Origin of the sequence: Vulcanibacillus modesticaldus (genome assembly GCF_001730235.1) — a bacterium.
GTDB lineage: Bacteria > Bacillota > Bacilli > Tepidibacillales > Tepidibacillaceae > Vulcanibacillus > Vulcanibacillus modesticaldus.
Genome location: NZ_MIJF01000038.1, coordinates 1 through 17,155, shown reverse-complemented (window position 1 = coordinate 17,155; position 17,155 = coordinate 1). Strand labels below are relative to the sequence as shown.

The following is a 17,155-nucleotide window of genomic DNA, read 5'->3' as shown; positions in this document are numbered from 1 at the left end:
CCACAATGAGGGCAAGTAAACTTAGCTCCTCGTTTAAAATTTAAATAAATATGAAGTTGTTCTTGTTCTTTATTAAATTCTTTATAACTAACAAACCATGGATCCTTTATATCTAATGCTTCTTGAAACATATCTAAATCTTCTTGAGTGTGTAACATTGACCATACCTCCAGTATTATTTTCATAGATTATTACCAGTATGGTCTATTAGATTTTTTTTAATCCAATATTATTTAGCGAGGAAGCTTTTCTTTCCAATAACTAATTCTAGCAATTTGTTAGCTAGTCTTTTGTTATCACCAAAACTCCAAACTTTAAAATCATGATTAGAAGGTTCGAAACCTTGCAAAACATCTTGGATATATTTATCAAATATTTCTCCATTTAAATTATTTAAGTTAATGGAATTTATCTCTTGAATAGGAATCCATTTAATATTATTTTTCTTTTCATCCACCTCGACTTCTGGATATAAAATAACAAATGCTCTATTTTCTGAAGAACCTAAAATTGTCGTGATGTATTTTTCCTTAATCCCATCAAAGGAATAATACTTATCATTTAAGTAAAATTGAATCTCGGATAGGTCTAGATAAGGATTAAAATTCGTTAAACCATTTTGAATTGAAGGTGAAACCGCTATGCTATGTTCAGCATTTAATAAAATAATCTTTTTCATATTTTCGCTCCTTTTCTTGCGATATGTCGTATAACGATTAGTTACTTGCAATATTTTTCGTAATATTCAGTTTATTACTTTTATAGTGTCGGTTTATTGTTTAAGCAATCATATTAAAATTGAAGTATTAGTCCAATAACCACATTTTCTTTGCCTCACTCTGTGGTATGTTTAGATTTTTTACAATGAATCTATGTAATGATTGGGTATTTTTAATATTTATCCAGGATTTATAAAACTCTAATAACCTTTTTACGTCTCCATTAAAAAATATTTCTACCAATCTTCGAACTACATTCGTACTTCTCCAATAATCATACAGTATACTTGCATAATTATTTTTAGACGCAGACTTTCCAAATTCACTAAGTACATAATTACCAAATTTACTATTGTACAGTTTAATTAATTCATTCTCAACGCTCATAATTTTTTCGAATTTATTCTCAGACATCATAATTTTCCTTGGCAGGTAAAAACACATACCTTCTTCAAACCACTTATTATCTTCATCTATTTTGTCAAAATCATCATGAAAGATCTCAGAATGATGAGTTAATTCATGAGCAGCGATGGTCGCAACATCTATAATATCTAATTTCTTAAAATATTTTTGAGCTTCACTTGTATTCTTATCATTAGTTACAGACAAGAAGATTTCCCTCCACACTTTTGGTAGAGGTGTAATGTGTATTAGTTCCCTAGAAGTATATGCAGGTAGAGGAATTGATGAAAAAACTTGAGTAGCAGATTCAAAATCATGAAAAACTATCCCCTTTGGAAACTTGATTTCCATTAAATTATTTAAGGAAGCGGAATAATTTTTTATAAGTTGTAATAACTTTAATCCCTCACGTTCCATTTCACTCATATTGTCTATATTAGTTACTGAAAATGCATATTTCATATTCGTTATCTCCCCATTTTATCCCATGTGCTTTTGGATAATTCAAGATTTAATTGTATACGAAGGTCGACATAATAATTGAATATTTCTCATGAAGTCGAGTTATTTACGAAATCCTCGAGATTATAGGCATGTACTAATAACCAAAGGTATTAGCCAGAAGTGTGAACATTTTGCTATATGGAGTTAAATGCCATTTATAAGTTTTATAAATCTTTCTTTTGACATCCTCAGTAGAAATATATCTTTTTCCGATTCATCGCGCTCAAATCCAAAATTTAATAATAATTGTTGACCTCTTTTATTTTCTAATAATACTGGATCAATCATTATTTCCCCACCAAATTCAAAGAAAAAATAATTTAATATTAATTGTAAGGCTTCTTTGGAATAACCATTCCCCCTATGTTTACCTTCTATTTTTATGTTTAATTCAGCAGTCTTTGTTTTAGAATTATAACGGTGAAAACTTACCTCACCCACTGGTTCATTATTATAATTGAATATTAAACAGTAAAAATTTTTTCCATCGGTAGGATTAACCATCTTTGGATACCAAGTCTTTGCTTTTTCCTCAGTTAATGAAAATGGTCCTCCTAATTCACTTGTTGTTTCCTCATCAGACCATAATTTATTAATATAACTAATCCCATCATATTTAGGACGACGAATATATACTTTTTTACCTTTGAATAATTTATAAAATTCCTCTTCTATCAATTAACCCCCCCCTAAAAATCTAATAGAAAAAGAAGTACAAAGTTATGCAACAAAAAAGTATAAAGCCTGAAAAAAAGATTGTTAGATGGAACTTATGCGATTGCCACCTTATTTTGCCATCTCCTGATATCTATTTACTTAAATTCATCAACAAAATCTACGATTTTTGAAAGAATTTTTTGAGACACGTTTATAGATTCAAATATGTTATTACCGATTTCTAAACTATGGTTTGCTCCTTCAATTATTAATGATCCAACATTCTTTTTTTCTAGAATTTTTTTCAAGTTACCGCTTTTATATGCTGGGTCTTCGGTGCCCAATATTAGTAATGAACGATTATTAATTCTTAATATTTTTTCAGCTAATTCCTCATAGTTCAATAAAGGAGTTAACCATATAACCTCTGCTTCTATTAAATCCTTTATAGAGATTAATATTTCTCCAAGCGCTAAAGTTCCAATTGATTTTCCTACTAAAATTATTCTTTTATATTTTTGTTTAGAAAGCTTTAGCATTAAATGACTTGCTGTGTAATATAAAATTGGTGAATCATTTGTATAAGCAAAACCTGGAAGTAATATAGCCAGTTGATCGCTACTAAAATCGATATACGTATTTGGCACCTTTTCATTGTTATAACCAACAATATCTAATCTTTTAACAGATGGCATAAATTATTTATCTCCGAAATAGCATTTATAATCTTCCCGATTTTTATTATTATCTTTTAACCCTTTAAATTTGCTTTCCTGAGCAAGATTCACTAATAGAAAAGCACCTATAATATAGAACAACATACTCAAAAAAGATACTTTCACAAATACAGCATTTTTATTTTCTTACCATCCTTTAAAGTATGTTTGGACCTATAATTCAACAAGAGGTGGGCATTTCCCTCTTGTTACTGTTAAATATTTTAATTTTTGTATTTATCTCACGATAAAAGATTGAATTTTCTGATTATTTATATATAATAAAAACATGGATGAATATCTGATTTATAGAAATACTTTAAATATATGGAAATGTTAAGAGCCGAACTAATTAAGTAAGGGTCTAACTCTTATAATATCAATTGGTTATCACAAATATTTTATTGGATTAAAAGTACACTACTTAATCGAAAGAAAATAAGAATTGAGGGAACTCTTGGTTATCACTAGGGAGGAAAAAATGAAGAAATTTACTGCTATTAATGAATCGTTTATTTGCGAGAATTGTGGAAAATTAGTTGCCCCATTATCAAATGGAAGTTATCGGAACCACTGTCCATTCTGTTTTTATTCTAAACATTTAGATAACTATCCAGGTGATAGAATGAACAACTGCCATGGTCTTATGTCTCCCCATGATTTCATCCAAAAAAATGGAGTGTTAAAAGTTATACATAAATGTACTATCTGTGGTGAAAAGAAAGTTAATAAACTTGCACTGGACGATTATAATCAACCTGATGATTATGATTTAATATTATACTTAATGAAAAATAAAACATTGAATGGAAGAATATCTTAATGAGCCGTTAAAAATGATAAATAGCTCCCGATTGATAAACTCAGTGTGAATATTGTGTTAAGTGAAGCGCCCTATTTTCCTCCATCTCCAGTACGTTTTATCACAATAGCTTCATAACCTTTTAATCGAAATAAATCAGCAATATAATGCTCGAAATCAGTTGGATTCATTTGCTTTAATTTCTCCATATTCGAAGCTCTCTGAATCCTTTTTTTCCTTTCCCTTTCTTTCCTTACAGCATCATATTTCCTTTTTTCTTTTATAAGAAATATTATTAAAAAAGTAATTAGAATTGAAATAGTCCAATGTAATATTGTTGCATTGGCTATAAAATGCTCAATCAAAGCTAAGAACTGATATATTAAATAAAAACCTAAAGCAACTGCATATAGGAAGATATAAATAGTTATTTCACCTTTAATAACAGATTTTCTATATCGCCTTCTAGCCATAAAAAAACACCTCCTATTTTTTCCATATTATCCCTCATGGATTGGTTTAATATGTGCTCGGAGGTGTAATTATGCTGAATCGATATAGATTTTCATCCTCTTGTAACTGCTAGACTAAAGTAGACAGTTTCCGCTAGATAAGATTGAACACTTATTTACCAAATATCATCCATCATTTATGCTAGATTCATAAATAAATAGCGTATGGTGGAGGAGATGAAAGGTGGATAAGTGGCAAGTGTATATGGATATTCAACAGCTACACAAAAAAAGGTTTTAAAATCAGAAAAATAGCAAAGAAGCTAGGGATTTCAAGAACAACCGTTTATAAATATTTAGATAAGGACTTTGATGAAATATCAATATGGATTGCATCCACTCGGGAAAGAAAAAAGAAACTAGATTCATATAAGGATTTAATTCTATCCTGGTTAAAAGAGCATCCTGACCTTTCAGCAGCTCAAATATATGACTGGTTAATGGAAGGGTATCCAGGCTTAAAAGTTGGTGAAAGCACTGTACGCAGTTATGTTCGAGTATTAAGAGACGAATACCAGATTCTTAAAACTGAAACAAAGCGTACATATCAAGCGATTCCAGATCCACCAATGGGACAGCAAGCACAAGTAGATTTTGGACAAACCATTCAAAAAACAAGTGAAGGAAATGAAATTAAATTGTACTTCATCGCCTTTGTACTTTCCCACTCCCGTCACAAATACATGGAATGGTTAGATAGACATTTTACAACAAGGGATGTCATTAGAGCTCATGAAAATGCATTTGAATACTTTGAAGGCATTCCTCACGAATTGGTTTATGATCAAGATTCTCTGCTTGTTGTTAGTGAGAATGCAGGTGACATTATCTATACAGCGGAATTTCAGTCATATCGAGAACAAAGGGGTTTACATGTTCATCTTTGTCGTAGGGCTGATCCAGAGAGTAAAGGCAAAATAGAAAATGTCGTTGGCTTTATTAAGAAAAACTTTGCAAAGCATCGAATATTCTATAACCTTGAAAAGTGGAACGAACAAAGTCTAAAGTGGCTTGAACGAACTGGTAATGGTAAGGTCCACAATACAACGAAAAAAAGACCAGTCGAAGTGTTCTCCCTCGAAAAGAAACATTTACGACCAGTCCTCAGCAAAATAAACATATTACCACTTGTTTCAAGTATACCAAGAACTGTTCGTAAGGACAATACTATTATGTACTCATCTAATCGTTATTCTGTTCCTTTAGGAACGTATGAAAAAGGCAAAAAAGTTTATATGACAATAACGGATGATGAGCGTTTAATTCTTCGAGAAAGTATAGATGGTCCAATCATTGCAGATCATCAAATTCATCACGGAAAAGGTCAATTAATTCAAGCTACTCAACATACACGAGATCGTTCAAAAGGAGTTGATGCTTATATAAATACTATTGCAAAACATTTCGAAGATGTAGATTTGGCTTATACTTTCTTACAAGAAATACGTAAAGCGTACCCTCGTTATATAAGGGACCAACTCCAAATCATATCTAAAGCCATAAAAGATATAGATTCAAAAACATTGGATCAAGCCTTACATGAAAGTATGAAAAGAAAATTATTTAGTGCAACCGAATTTAGCGATGTCGTTTCTTACGTCAAACGACAACGACAAGTGAACACCAACAGTCATTTAAACCAAAGATTAAGCCGCTTTACAATGTGGGATCTGTTATATGTGCAAAACCAGAAATTCGTGATGTTACTGAATATGTGTCCATATTGGAAGGAGGATCCGTATGAGCCAATCTATTGAACAACTTCAACACCAACTACGTTCTTTACGATTAGTAGAAGTTGCAAACCATTTACCCAATATTATTCAAGAAGCAGAATCGAAGGACTGGACTTACCGCAAGTTTCTGAATAATTTGATGAATTATGAACAAAGACGTAGAGAAGAAAAACAATTTGAAAAACAATTTGAAAAACGATTTAAATGGGCAACCTTTCCTTTTAACAAAACACTAGAAACATTTAATCTTAAAGAGCAGCAATCATTAAGCAAAAAACAATTAAACCAGCTAAGAGAGTTTACATGGATTGATCAGTTATTTAATCTTATCTTACTCGGTCCGCCAGGTGTTGGTAAAACACATCTGGCAACAGGATTAGGAATAGAAGCACTTAATAAAGGATACAAAGTTTCTTTTGTCTCAATGGGCGAACTTATTAATCTATTAAAAACAGAAGAAATTACTCGTAAATCCCAAGCAAGAATGAAACGAATAAGAAATGCTAATTTAGTCATCATTGACGATCTAATGTTTATGGCAATGGATCAAAATGAAGCAAATCTATTTTTTCATTTAATCAATGACCTATACAATAACGCATCCATCATTCTAACATCAAATAAAAGTCCTAATGAATGGGGTGAATTATTGGGTGATCCAGCTATTACAACGGCTATTTTAGATCGAATCGTCCATAGAGCTGAGGTGATTCATCTAAACGGTGATAGCTACAGAATGAGACACAGGATTACCATTTTTGGACAAGAAAGTGTTCAAAATTAATGAGCAAAAAGTGTTCAATTTTACTTGACGGTTACACCTCTCGAGAAAAATGAGATTCATATAAGGATTTAATTCTATTCTAAGTTAAAAAAGTATCCTGATCTTTCATAAGCTCAAATATATGACTGGTTAATGGAAAGATATCCAAGTTTAAAAGTTGGTGAAAGCACTAAAAAGTGGAACAAATAAAGTTTAGAGTTGCTTGATTGAAATAGTAATGGTAAGATCCACAATACTACAAAAAAAGACCAGCCGAACCCTCGAAAAGAAACACTTACGACCAGTCTTTAACAAAATAAACATATTACCATTTGCTTCAAGTATACCAAGAACAGTTCGTAATGATAATACTTCAATGGTACCTATCTATAAACAATTTAATCGCAATTTTTCCAACATTGTAGTAGTATATTGACTACTTCTATATAGGTCGAATTTCTGATATATCAAACAATCTATTTTCTTTACCATCGTCAGATATGTTTTTCCAACCATAACCGTGATACAAAATTTTAGAAAAATGCCCTATTGTTCTAGAAATACTACTTTTAGATTGACCCCCAGTTACTTCATATTCCAAAATGATATAGTTCTCATCTTGATTAAATTTTTTAGTTTGAATACTTCTAGAATATTTAGGTTTTTTAACACTATTGAATTCGTAAATTGCTTCTTCAAAAGAACTTCTAAAATTATTAAAATCTGAAAATCCCAAAACTGCACCAGCTTCTTTCCATGAATTAACTTTAGGTTTAGATAAAACAAGCCTTAGTTCCCAAATTTTTACTCCTGATGTAATTTTATTATTTTTCACAAAAATCCCCTCCAAACATTAAATCTTTTCATTTGTTGTATTTCCGAGACGATTATCATTCATATAGAATCCTTCTGAATCCAAATAGTTAATAAATCATGTAGTATTCCCCATTTTTCAGTTTGTTTAATATTATCATCTAGATTATATGTGTTGAGTACATTTTCTAACCATTTATTTAGTTTTATAGGTTTTTCCATTAAGATCTCTCCCTTCAAATCAAATTAAATCAACTTGCTTTAAATTCTCAATTCTGTTTTCAATTATTTTTTTTAAATCTGAAAATTTTTCATTAAGTTTATCTAGCTCATTAATATCTTGAGTATTCACTATATAATTGGCTAAAGTCTTAATAAAATTATCTATATCACCTATTTTATCTATTTCAGCATTTATTCCTCCATTCATATCATCCATACTCTTCACCCAATATGCTTTATAATAATAATATTTTTTACCTTCTATAATCAGTGAATCTATTTCATTGACTGGTACAAGTTGCAATTGATTCTCAACATGCTCAAAAATTAAATTATTAACAATCTCTACAAATTCTTCAATATTATTTACCGTAATAATGTATTTTCCCCCAGCGTTCTCAAACCCCCTCTCATTTAATCTTTTTTCCAATTCCCTATATAGACCAGAATATTTTGATGTTCTGCTACCACGATATTCACTAACTAATAATTCATCTTTACTGTTCTGACTGATATAGCAAATACGGTTAATCCCATCTAAATATCTTGCTTTTTTTGAATACACATGAACATTCCTATACTCACCATCTGTTGTTCCTAGACTAAAATAACCGTTAATTTTTTTTAGCTTCTTTTTAAAGGTATCACTAATACTTTTTGATTTTTCTATTATAGAAGAAGGTCCAGCATAACTCATTGAACTTATCAAACTAGTTGATTCATAAACAACTACATTATTTTCATTTAATTCATCTCTTGATAAAAACCCCTTTCTCCTAAATTTAATTGTTACATTGTTTTTCAAATTCCTCACCTCAGCACTTTAATTCCCATTTTAAATAATTGTTAAATTGCTACTAACTCCATTTTCACTACAATTTAGAACATTATAAATTCCAATCTTACTACAATATATGAAAATTGTCGGAGCATTATGACACGTTGTTTATCGTTATTGATGATTTTACTTTTTTTATATGGAAAATAGATACTTTTTCACTCATTCTTACTACAATATCTGAAATTCCTAGATAATTTTAACCAATTTTTACGTTGAACTACATTAGGAAGTTTGAAAAATTCTCGATGCGGGCACTACTAGTTTTTTTTGCCATGAATTTGAAAAAGTTAGCGAATTGACCATGGAAGTGACCTTCGAATCACTCTCAATTTTTTATTTCATCTAAGATTTTAAACATTTTTGACAAAAATAACCTCATACTAGGTAATTTAGCATGAGGTTAGTCTTCAGTATGTATTTGTTTCTTTATAAACATACTAATATAATATGCCTATTACTATAACCATTATAGGACCAATAAAATAGAATAAAATACCATTTTCATATATTTTGTATGTTGTTTCTTTATCTTTCTTCTCAATCTTTTTAAGTAGCGTAGAAACATCTCTGTTATCATTGTAAAATCTAAATACATCAACTATATGTCGTTTTATTAATATCCTTTTGTAATATTCTGCATTTAATTCACTTTTTATATATATTTTTGCACCGATTAAAGAAAACAAGACAAATGGTATTATTAATTTATCAAAAATAGCTGCTGCTATGAAAAAAAAGATTAGCAAATAACTAAAATACATCACCATTTTTGAAATTTTAAAATCTATAGCGTGCCCCACTTCATGGGCTGCAACTAGAATTGAATTAAAATCCTCTGATGCATCTTTCTTATTAAGATATATTATGGGGACACCCTTCTTAAACCGATACCTTGATCCTTTTTTCTCTAATATTTTAATCTCAAATTTCTCAAAACCTTCTTTCTGAAGCCCAACCTTCGTTCATGATCTTCGTTTCAATTTGTGGCCAAAAATATAACATTTCTTCCCGTAACATTGTCATAATATCTCTTTGCCAATCTTCTAATACTTTGCTATATTCTTCTATAAAAAGTACAAGATCCTTTTCAGGAGATGGAGGGAATTTCTTCTCCTCTTTTTTTACTATCGACGTTTCATTAGTTTGATCTATAATCCAAAGATCATCATAGTCTGATTTAATCTTTTTATTTGAATCTGATTTTTCGGAGTTTTTGTTGTCTCTTATGTTAAATAGACTTGGATCAATATGCTCTTGTATGGCCAGTACTGCATCAATAAATTCTTCAACTTCTTTTTTTCCAAACTTTAACTCATAATTTCTTATACGTTCAGCTGTTCTTGCCATACTTTCTACCATATCTTTTGAGGTATTAGCAAAGCGAGCGTTATTTTTGAAAAAATCTGTATGTGCTAAGACGTGGGCAACAATTAATTTATTTTGAGTTAAACTATTTCCTTCTAATAAAAAAGCATAACTTGGATTATTGTTAATAACTAACTCATAAATTTTACTTAAACCCAAATCATATTGTAACTTCATCCTTTGAAATGCTTTGCCAAAAGACCAATGGGAAAATCTGGTTGGCATTCCATAAGCCCCAAAAGTATAAATAATATTTGGTGGACAAATCTCATATCTTAATGGATAAGGGTCCAATCCAAAACCAATGGCGATATCCGTTATTTCAGCAATAGCTTTTTTCAAGCTTTTTATATCATCCATAATGTAAGAAGACCTCCTAACCTGTAGAAGTCTCTTTATTAGAAAAAAACGTTTTTAGTGCTTGATATACATGTGATTTATCACGTAATATTGCATACTGAAATTTTTCATCTTTTATTCTCTTATATACAGTCATTAAGGTACTTTGCCTGTTATATTGGTTTATTTCACCATAACCAAACATATTTGATCTCTTCATCAATTCCATCACATAGTGTACACTACGTTCATTATCTGATGTGAGATTGTCTCCATCAGAGAAATGAAAGGGATAAATATTATATTTATCTGGTGAATATCTCTTATCTATTATTTCAATTGCTTTTCGATATGCTGATGAACAAATCGTACCTCCACTTTCTCCTCTTGTGAAAAATTCTTCTTCGGTTACTTCTTTTGCCTCAGTATGATGAGCTATAAAAACTATTTCAACGTGTTCATACTTCGTTCTTAGGAAACGAACCATCCAAAAAAAGAATGTTCTAGCAATATACTTCTCAAAAATCCCCATCGAACCACTAGTATCCATCATAGCAATTACTACTGCTTGTGAATGGGGGATAATGATTTCTTCCCATGTCTTAAAGCGCAAATCATCTATTGAAATTTGATATATACCCGGTTTCCCATTTAAACTATTCCTTTTTATATTTTCTAAAATAGTTCTTTTCTTATCGATATTTCCTAATAACCCTTTTTTACGAATATCATTAAATCGGATATCCTTTGTGACCATTTCTTGATTCGGTTTATTTTTCAAATTAGGTAATTCTAAATCAGCAAATAACATTTCTTCTATTTCTTCAACTGTTACCTCAGCTTCATATATATCTTGACCCGGTTGATCACCGGCACCTTGCCCCTTACCACTACCAGGTTGCCCTCTTGAATCTCTTCCTATCACATCTCCTACCTTTGAATCTCCTTTTCCTTGACCTCCTAATTTTTGCTTATGATAGTTATATCTAAAACGATATTCATCAAGGGATCTGATGGGAATTTTAACGATATTTTTTCCATTTGATAAGATAATACTTTCCTCGCTCATTAAATCAGCGAGATTTTTCTTTATTGCTTCACGCACCTTCTCCTGGTGGCGCATTTGATCTTCATGACCTTTGCGGTGAAGCGACCAATCCTCCTTAGAAACGATGAAAAGAGGTTCATCCATATAAAATCCTCCTTTCTATCGATTTAATAGACTTCCTACATACTTTAACAATTCATTAGCACAAATTGAACAATATCCATGCTCCTCAATCAATCTTTCACTAACTTGATTTATCTTTTTTAATTGGACTTCATCAGGAGTTTTCACTGACGTGGTAATCTTAACAACATCTTTTAGATCAGCAAAAAGTTTTTTCTGAATCGCTTCCCTTAAACGATTATGACTCTTATAATCAAATTTTTTACCCTTTCTTGCGTAAGCTGAAATTCTTATTAAAATTTCCTCACGGAATGATTTTTTAGCATTTTCAGAAACACCAATCTGCTCTTCAATGGATCTCATTAATCTTTCATCAGGATTTAATTCTTCATCAGTTATAGGATCCTTAATCTTAGTACCATTACAATAAGCTTCAACGTTATCTAGATAATTGTCCATCAGGGTCTTTGCTGACTCTTCAAAGGAATATACAAAAGCCTTTTGGACCTCTGTTTTAGCCATTTCGTCATATTCTTTTCTCGCTACTGAGATATAATTTAAATACTTTTCCCGTTCTTCTTTAGTTATCGATGGATGCTGGTCCAATCCCTCTTTTAGGTTTCTTAAAAGATCTAGGGCGTTAATACATTTTCTGTCATTTTTAATTAATGCACTAGAGATGCGGTTGATTACATATCTTGGATCAATCCCAGACATTCCTTCATCTGGATGTTCATTGTGTAATTCTTCCAAATCTATTTCATTAAAACCTTCAACATCTTGACCATTATAAAGTCTTAACTTCTTCAATATATCCATACCTTGTTTTTTGGATTCTTTTAAACGTGTCAATATGGTAAAAATAGCGGCAGTTTGTAATGCGTGTGGAGCAATGTGTACATTCTTAATATCACTTTCATTGATCAATTTTTGATAAATTTTTTCTTCTTCGGAAACCTTAAGGTTATATGGAATTGGCATAACTATTATCCTTGATTGTAACGCTTCATTTTTCGGATTGTTTATAAATGATTTATACTCTGCCTCATTGGTGTGGGCTATAATCAGCTCATCAGCACTGATTAGAGCGAATCTTCCAGCCTTAAAATTACCCTCTTGTGTTAAGGACAATAAATTCCATAAAAATTTTTCATCAGCTTTAAGCATCTCTTGGAATTCCATTAGACCACGATTCGCCTTATTTAATTCACCATCAAAGCGATACGCCCTCGGGTCAGATTCTGAACCGTACTCTGCAATAGTAGAGAAATCGATACTACCTGTTAAATCAGCAATATCTTGTGATTTTGGATCAGAAGGAGAGAAAGTTCCAATTCCTATCCTTTTATCCTCCGAAAATAAAACCCTTTCGACTTTAACATCTTTAATATTTCCGTTATATTCAGTTTCTAAATTTAACTGGCAAACCGGGCAAAGATTCCCTTCAACTTTCACCGCAAATTCTTTTTCAAATTCTGGGCGTAAATCGTGAGGAATCAAGTGGAGTGGATCTTCATGCATTGGGCATCCTTTGATTCCATATAAAGCTCCTCCGTCTGTTCTTGTATATTTTTCTAGTCCTCTTTTTAACATCGTTACTATTGTAGATTTTCCACCACTTACGGGGCCCATCAATAATAAAATCCTCTTTCTGACATCCAACCTTTTGGCTGCTGAATGAAAATATTCCTCAACTAAACGCTCAATCGCTCGATCTAAACCAAATAATTCATTACTAAAAAATTCGTATTGAATATTACCATCAACCTCTTTTTTTCCTTCACTAATTATCATGTTATAAACTCTTGAATGAGCTGTTTGGGCTACTTGAGGACGTTCTTTTACTATTTGTAAATAATCAACAAAAGTACCTTCCCACGCCAACTTCTCTTCCCTCTCACGATATTCAGCAATTTTGCCTAATATATCCATGGAGTGCCTCCTTCCTATTATAGAAGCATTGAAGTTTTTAATACTGTTTATATAGATAATTAATCCTATACATAATAATAAAGCTATATTGACTTGTTTATTCTAATCTATGCTATTTATTTAATTTGTTTCACTTGATTTTTAAAAATAATAAAACATTGAAAAATTATATTTATACATTTTTTTGAATTTAATATAATGAGACGACCTAAGTAATTATGTATAAATAAAGCATATAGAAAAGGTGACCTAGAAGAAATTTAAATTCCTTCTAGGTCACCCTCTTTCTTTGTTAAAAATAAAATATTTCTGCCTTAATTTTATCTCCTAAAGTAATTTCTCCGTAAGAATATTTTGGACTTCTTCGTTTATCTGTTGGAGACCCGGGGTTAAAATACAGCACACCATCTTCCCACTTATTATAAGCTTGATGACTATGACCAAAAATCACAATATCTACCCTATCATTGGCAAATGCTTGTTTTACTCTTTGAATGGTTGTACTATGAATACCCTCTCCATGAATTATTCCAATACGATAACCGTTCATCTCTACTATTTTCTTAGTTCCTAAATGTAAAATAATCTCATACCCATCGTTATTACCAGCAACTGCTTCTACATGAGTTAATGCTTCTAAGTAATATAATAAGTTTGGTGAAGTAAAATCACCTGCATGAATTAGGGCGTCAGTTCGTTCAATAGATTTTATCACTCTTGTAGGTAAAGTTTTTGCTTTTCTAGGCATGTGGGTATCAGAAATAACTGTAATTTTCATAACTCTTCACCGTTCACCTATATTATTTTTCTTTAAGTAGTGTATCTTTTCTTAAATCGAGACAGTGACATTCATCTTGGTGTTCGTCAATTTCATACATCGCATCTAATAATATGTTCCCGATAGTATATGATTCTTTATAGAAAATATCACTTAAATCTTTATGTTCCCAATCTTTAATAATTCCTTCGGCATAATTTACTACCATATAAATTCCAGCATAGCATGCCCCGATTTCCCTAGCTAAATACACTTCTGGTGTGATACTTTGTCCTACGACATCTGCAAACCAAGTTCTAAACATTTGAACTTCAGCACGTGACTCAAAATGTCTTCCATCTGTATTAACATAGACTCCTCTATTAAAAACGTGTCTTCCCAATGGTTCCACATATTTTTTAGCAATCTTGGTTAATGCCGCAGACTGAGTTGGACAAATTGGGTCTCTCATAGTTAGAAGGTATGGTCCACCTAAACCGACGTCTTGTCTCATAGAGTGATCTATATAATCATCGACTATCACTAGGTCGCGTAATTCCAATAATCGATTAATACTGCCAACTCCACCCTCTGCAAATATTTTCTTTACTCCAGCTTCCTTAAGCACCCAAAATAATTGTTGCGAGGCTCTTCCTCTTTTAATGCCTTCTTTTGGTCTCCAACCATGCATTTTCACTGTCAAAACTTGCTTATCCCCTACTTGGATTAGCTTAAATTTTGGACTGTTACCAAAAGGGGTTTCAAATTCTATGTCTCTTTCTAAAACTTTCACATCATCTCTTTTTAGATCTTCTGGAAAGTTAATAGAAAATGTACTGGACCCACCAATAATCGCATAATTTACATGTGGAATTTTTTTCATTTATTCCTCTCCCCTTAACTCAGTATTTTGAATTCTAATTGCCTGAGAGCTTCATAAAGAACTATAGCGGCTGAATTAGATAGATTTAGTGATCTCACTGCATCTCCCATCGGAATAGTAATAGTTTGTTCCCAATTCTTATTTAATATTTCAATCGGTATACCAGCAGTTTCTTTACCAAAGACAATAAAATCCTCATCTTGATAAGTCACATCGGTATATAAACGATCAGTTTTTGTGGTCGCATAAAAAAAGCGCCCATTTGGATACGTGTCATATAATTCCTGAATAGAGTCATAATATTTTATTTCAACAGCATGCCAATAATCTAATCCTGCTCTTTTTAACATTTTGTCATCAGTAGAAAATCCTAAAGGTCTAATTAAATGTAATCTTGTCCCAGTGGCCGCACATGTTCTTGCAATATTACCAGTGTTCGCGGGTATTTCGGGTTCGTGTAAGACGATATTTAATGCCACTTTTCTCACCTCTAATAGCTGTTCATTATTATCAATAATTTACATTATACAACAAAAAAAAATAGGCTTCTATAATAAGCCAAATAACAGGTTAAAAATCAAAATTTAAAAGAATCCGAGATGTGAAAAAACTTATACTGTATATTGGGAGTCCAAGCACTTGAATCTTGATACGACCAATATCTTTTCTTTGAATTAATTGAATGGGCATTTACTAGAGGCATTCCTGATGAATCAATTGCCGTTACAATCGTATTATGTTGCCACTTTCCATCTCCATCAAAGTCATAGCAGATTACATCACCTATAGTCAGTTGGCCTGCTGAAGATACGACTGTTGCGGTTAGGCCTCTTTTATTGACTTCTAAAAACCAACGTAAATTATGGGCAACAGTCCAACTAAAACTCCAACTATCCGATTTACTGCCATTTCCTTTATACCACCATCCAGACCTATTTGCAGCATATGTCATTGGAGCCCCACCAGCAAAAAGACATTGTGAAACATAATTAGTACAATCATCTTCAAAATGACGAAAACGAGGATTATAACTATTCCACCATTTATCGGCATAATAAACCACCTTTTCTCGATCATAAGCCCCCATCTTCCTCTCCCCCTTTCACAATAATTCTATTTTGCCTTAGAAAGGTTATGTATAAAAAAAGATGAGGGTAGACCCTAAAAGGAAATTTTAATGTCCTAGGTGTCACCCTCAAAACTATTTAATACTAATTGTTTTCTCCTAGTTTATACCCTTCTAACTCAAGTAAAATCTTTTTAATTTCTATTCCACCACCATACCCGACTAGATTCCCATTAGATCCAATTACACGATGACAAGGGACAATAATCGGTACTGGGTTATTGTGATTAGCCCCTCCAATAGCCCTAACAGATTGAGGAGAATTAATCTGTATAGCTATATCTTTATATGTTCTTACCTCTCCATAAGGTATCATTAACAAGCTCTCCCAAACTAACTTTTGAAAAGGAGTACCATACAAATCTACGTCTAAATCAAACTCTTTTCTATCACGATTAAAATACTCATGTAATTGCCTTTTTACATCATCTAATTCATTTTGAGCAAATACTACTTGTTCAGTATTTATCCATCTTTTTGCCCATCTTTGTAAATAGTATAATGTATCTTCTATTTTCCCAAAATCGATCCAACAAACGCCTTTATTTGTGGCAGCAATAGTTAATGGTCCAATTTTAGAATCCATCTCAGTGTAATAAACTACTCTTGACGATTCTTTCATAGTATCCCTCCCAAGAGGTCCGTCGTATTGTCAAAAGTTTTATAGATTATTGTGTCAAAAACCTTGTTGTTATTGAAAAATTTATATTAAGGTATTGCCACCCCCTCAATTTAAGGGTAATTTTTAGTTGACCATTCAAAAAATTACTCAAACAAAGGAGGCGGCAAACTTGATGTCTAAAGTTATTTCTTTGTTGCTACTATACATTGAGGTTCAAAATAAAATCATTGTTTATTTGATGGGGGCATTGCTTGGTAAGAATTCTCTTCG

At 31.6% G+C, this 17,155-nt stretch carries 19 protein-coding genes and 1 pseudogene; 3 read left to right on the top strand and 17 right to left on the bottom strand.

What is annotated here, in order from left to right; genetic code table 11:
- Nucleotides 1-229: 229 nt before the first annotated feature.
- The 4 genes from BHF71_RS07980 to BHF71_RS07965 form a co-directional block, all read right to left on the bottom strand.
- On the bottom strand, nt 230-679 hold the full coding sequence (locus BHF71_RS07980; protein ID WP_069657144.1) for a hypothetical protein: 450 nt from the start codon (nt 677-679) through the stop codon (nt 230-232).
- 127 nt (nt 680-806) lie between these two features.
- The gene (locus BHF71_RS07975) at nt 807-1,586 is read right to left on the bottom strand and encodes a hypothetical protein (protein WP_069657143.1); all 780 of its coding nucleotides are present in this window, start codon (nt 1,584-1,586) and stop codon (nt 807-809) included.
- 186 nt (nt 1,587-1,772) lie between these two features.
- Complete coding sequence (locus BHF71_RS07970) at nt 1,773-2,306, bottom strand: GNAT family N-acetyltransferase (protein WP_069657142.1); 534 nt, start codon at nt 2,304-2,306, stop codon at nt 1,773-1,775.
- Between the two features lie 134 nt (nt 2,307-2,440).
- The gene (locus BHF71_RS07965; RefSeq protein WP_069657141.1) at nt 2,441-2,980 is read right to left on the bottom strand and encodes an alpha/beta hydrolase; all 540 of its coding nucleotides are present in this window, start codon (nt 2,978-2,980) and stop codon (nt 2,441-2,443) included.
- Nucleotides 2,981-3,482: 502 nt separating this feature from the next.
- Between BHF71_RS07965 and BHF71_RS07960 the strand changes: the two genes are divergently transcribed.
- Complete coding sequence (locus BHF71_RS07960; protein ID WP_069657140.1) at nt 3,483-3,824, top strand: RNHCP domain-containing protein; 342 nt, start codon at nt 3,483-3,485, stop codon at nt 3,822-3,824.
- 71 nt (nt 3,825-3,895) lie between these two features.
- Here the strand turns inward: BHF71_RS07960 and BHF71_RS07955 are convergent, their stop codons facing one another.
- Nucleotides 3,896-4,276, bottom strand: a complete 381-nt coding sequence (locus BHF71_RS07955; protein WP_069657139.1) for a restriction endonuclease — start codon at nt 4,274-4,276, stop codon at nt 3,896-3,898.
- 197 nt (nt 4,277-4,473) lie between these two features.
- Here BHF71_RS07955 and istA point away from each other — a divergent pair, with 197 nt between their 5' ends.
- Both istA and istB read left to right on the top strand, forming a co-directional pair.
- On the top strand, nt 4,474-6,072 hold the full coding sequence (gene istA, locus BHF71_RS07950; protein ID WP_342668091.1) for an IS21 family transposase: 1,599 nt from the start codon (nt 4,474-4,476) through the stop codon (nt 6,070-6,072).
- Nucleotides 6,056-6,835 (top strand): IS21-like element helper ATPase IstB, encoded by a 780-nt coding sequence (gene istB, locus BHF71_RS07945; RefSeq protein WP_069657138.1) that lies wholly within the window; start codon nt 6,056-6,058, stop codon nt 6,833-6,835. The genes istA and istB overlap by 17 nt, the downstream gene beginning before the upstream one ends.
- Before the next feature lie 421 nt (nt 6,836-7,256).
- Here istB and BHF71_RS07940 read toward each other — a convergent pair whose 3' ends face one another.
- From BHF71_RS07940 to BHF71_RS07890, 12 genes and pseudogenes are all read right to left on the bottom strand, one after another.
- Nucleotides 7,257-7,649, bottom strand: a complete 393-nt coding sequence (locus tag BHF71_RS07940) for a hypothetical protein (protein WP_069657137.1) — start codon at nt 7,647-7,649, stop codon at nt 7,257-7,259.
- 59 nt (nt 7,650-7,708) lie between these two features.
- Nucleotides 7,709-7,849, bottom strand: coding sequence for a hypothetical protein (locus BHF71_RS12120; protein ID WP_176717333.1), 141 nt, complete (start codon nt 7,847-7,849; stop codon nt 7,709-7,711).
- 19 nt (nt 7,850-7,868) lie between these two features.
- Nucleotides 7,869-8,654 carry a hypothetical protein gene (locus BHF71_RS07935; RefSeq protein WP_069657136.1) on the bottom strand — a complete coding sequence of 262 codons (786 nt, stop codon included), beginning with the start codon at nt 8,652-8,654 and terminating at the stop codon, nt 7,869-7,871.
- A 473-nt stretch (nt 8,655-9,127) separates the two neighbouring features.
- Nucleotides 9,128-9,490, bottom strand: a complete 363-nt coding sequence (locus BHF71_RS11880; protein ID WP_069657135.1) for a hypothetical protein — start codon at nt 9,488-9,490, stop codon at nt 9,128-9,130.
- Nucleotides 9,491-9,635: 145 nt separating this feature from the next.
- A pseudogene (locus BHF71_RS07925) lies at nt 9,636-10,415 on the bottom strand (SpoVR family protein); the annotation flags it as partial.
- A gap of 16 nt (nt 10,416-10,431) precedes the next feature.
- The gene (yhbH, locus tag BHF71_RS07920) at nt 10,432-11,586 is read right to left on the bottom strand and encodes a sporulation protein YhbH (RefSeq protein WP_069657133.1); all 1,155 of its coding nucleotides are present in this window, start codon (nt 11,584-11,586) and stop codon (nt 10,432-10,434) included.
- Between the two features lie 15 nt (nt 11,587-11,601).
- Nucleotides 11,602-13,497, bottom strand: coding sequence for a PrkA family serine protein kinase (locus tag BHF71_RS07915; protein ID WP_069657132.1), 1,896 nt, complete (start codon nt 13,495-13,497; stop codon nt 11,602-11,604).
- 292 nt (nt 13,498-13,789) lie between these two features.
- The gene (locus BHF71_RS07910; protein ID WP_069657131.1) at nt 13,790-14,275 is read right to left on the bottom strand and encodes a metallophosphoesterase family protein; all 486 of its coding nucleotides are present in this window, start codon (nt 14,273-14,275) and stop codon (nt 13,790-13,792) included.
- A gap of 22 nt (nt 14,276-14,297) precedes the next feature.
- Nucleotides 14,298-15,137: an MTAP family purine nucleoside phosphorylase gene (locus tag BHF71_RS07905; RefSeq protein ID WP_069657130.1), complete on the bottom strand. Its 840-nt coding sequence runs from the start codon at nt 15,135-15,137 to the stop codon at nt 14,298-14,300.
- 14 nt (nt 15,138-15,151) lie between these two features.
- The gene (gene trmL / locus BHF71_RS07900) at nt 15,152-15,616 is read right to left on the bottom strand and encodes a tRNA (uridine(34)/cytosine(34)/5-carboxymethylaminomethyluridine(34)-2'-O)-methyltransferase TrmL (RefSeq protein WP_069657129.1); all 465 of its coding nucleotides are present in this window, start codon (nt 15,614-15,616) and stop codon (nt 15,152-15,154) included.
- A 98-nt stretch (nt 15,617-15,714) separates the two neighbouring features.
- The gene (locus tag BHF71_RS07895; RefSeq protein WP_069657128.1) at nt 15,715-16,224 is read right to left on the bottom strand and encodes an amidase domain-containing protein; all 510 of its coding nucleotides are present in this window, start codon (nt 16,222-16,224) and stop codon (nt 15,715-15,717) included.
- A gap of 124 nt (nt 16,225-16,348) precedes the next feature.
- Entirely contained in the window at nt 16,349-16,885 is a 537-nt protein-coding gene (locus BHF71_RS07890) for a methylated-DNA--[protein]-cysteine S-methyltransferase (protein ID WP_069657127.1), read from the bottom strand.
- Nucleotides 16,886-17,155: the final 270 nt, after the last annotated feature.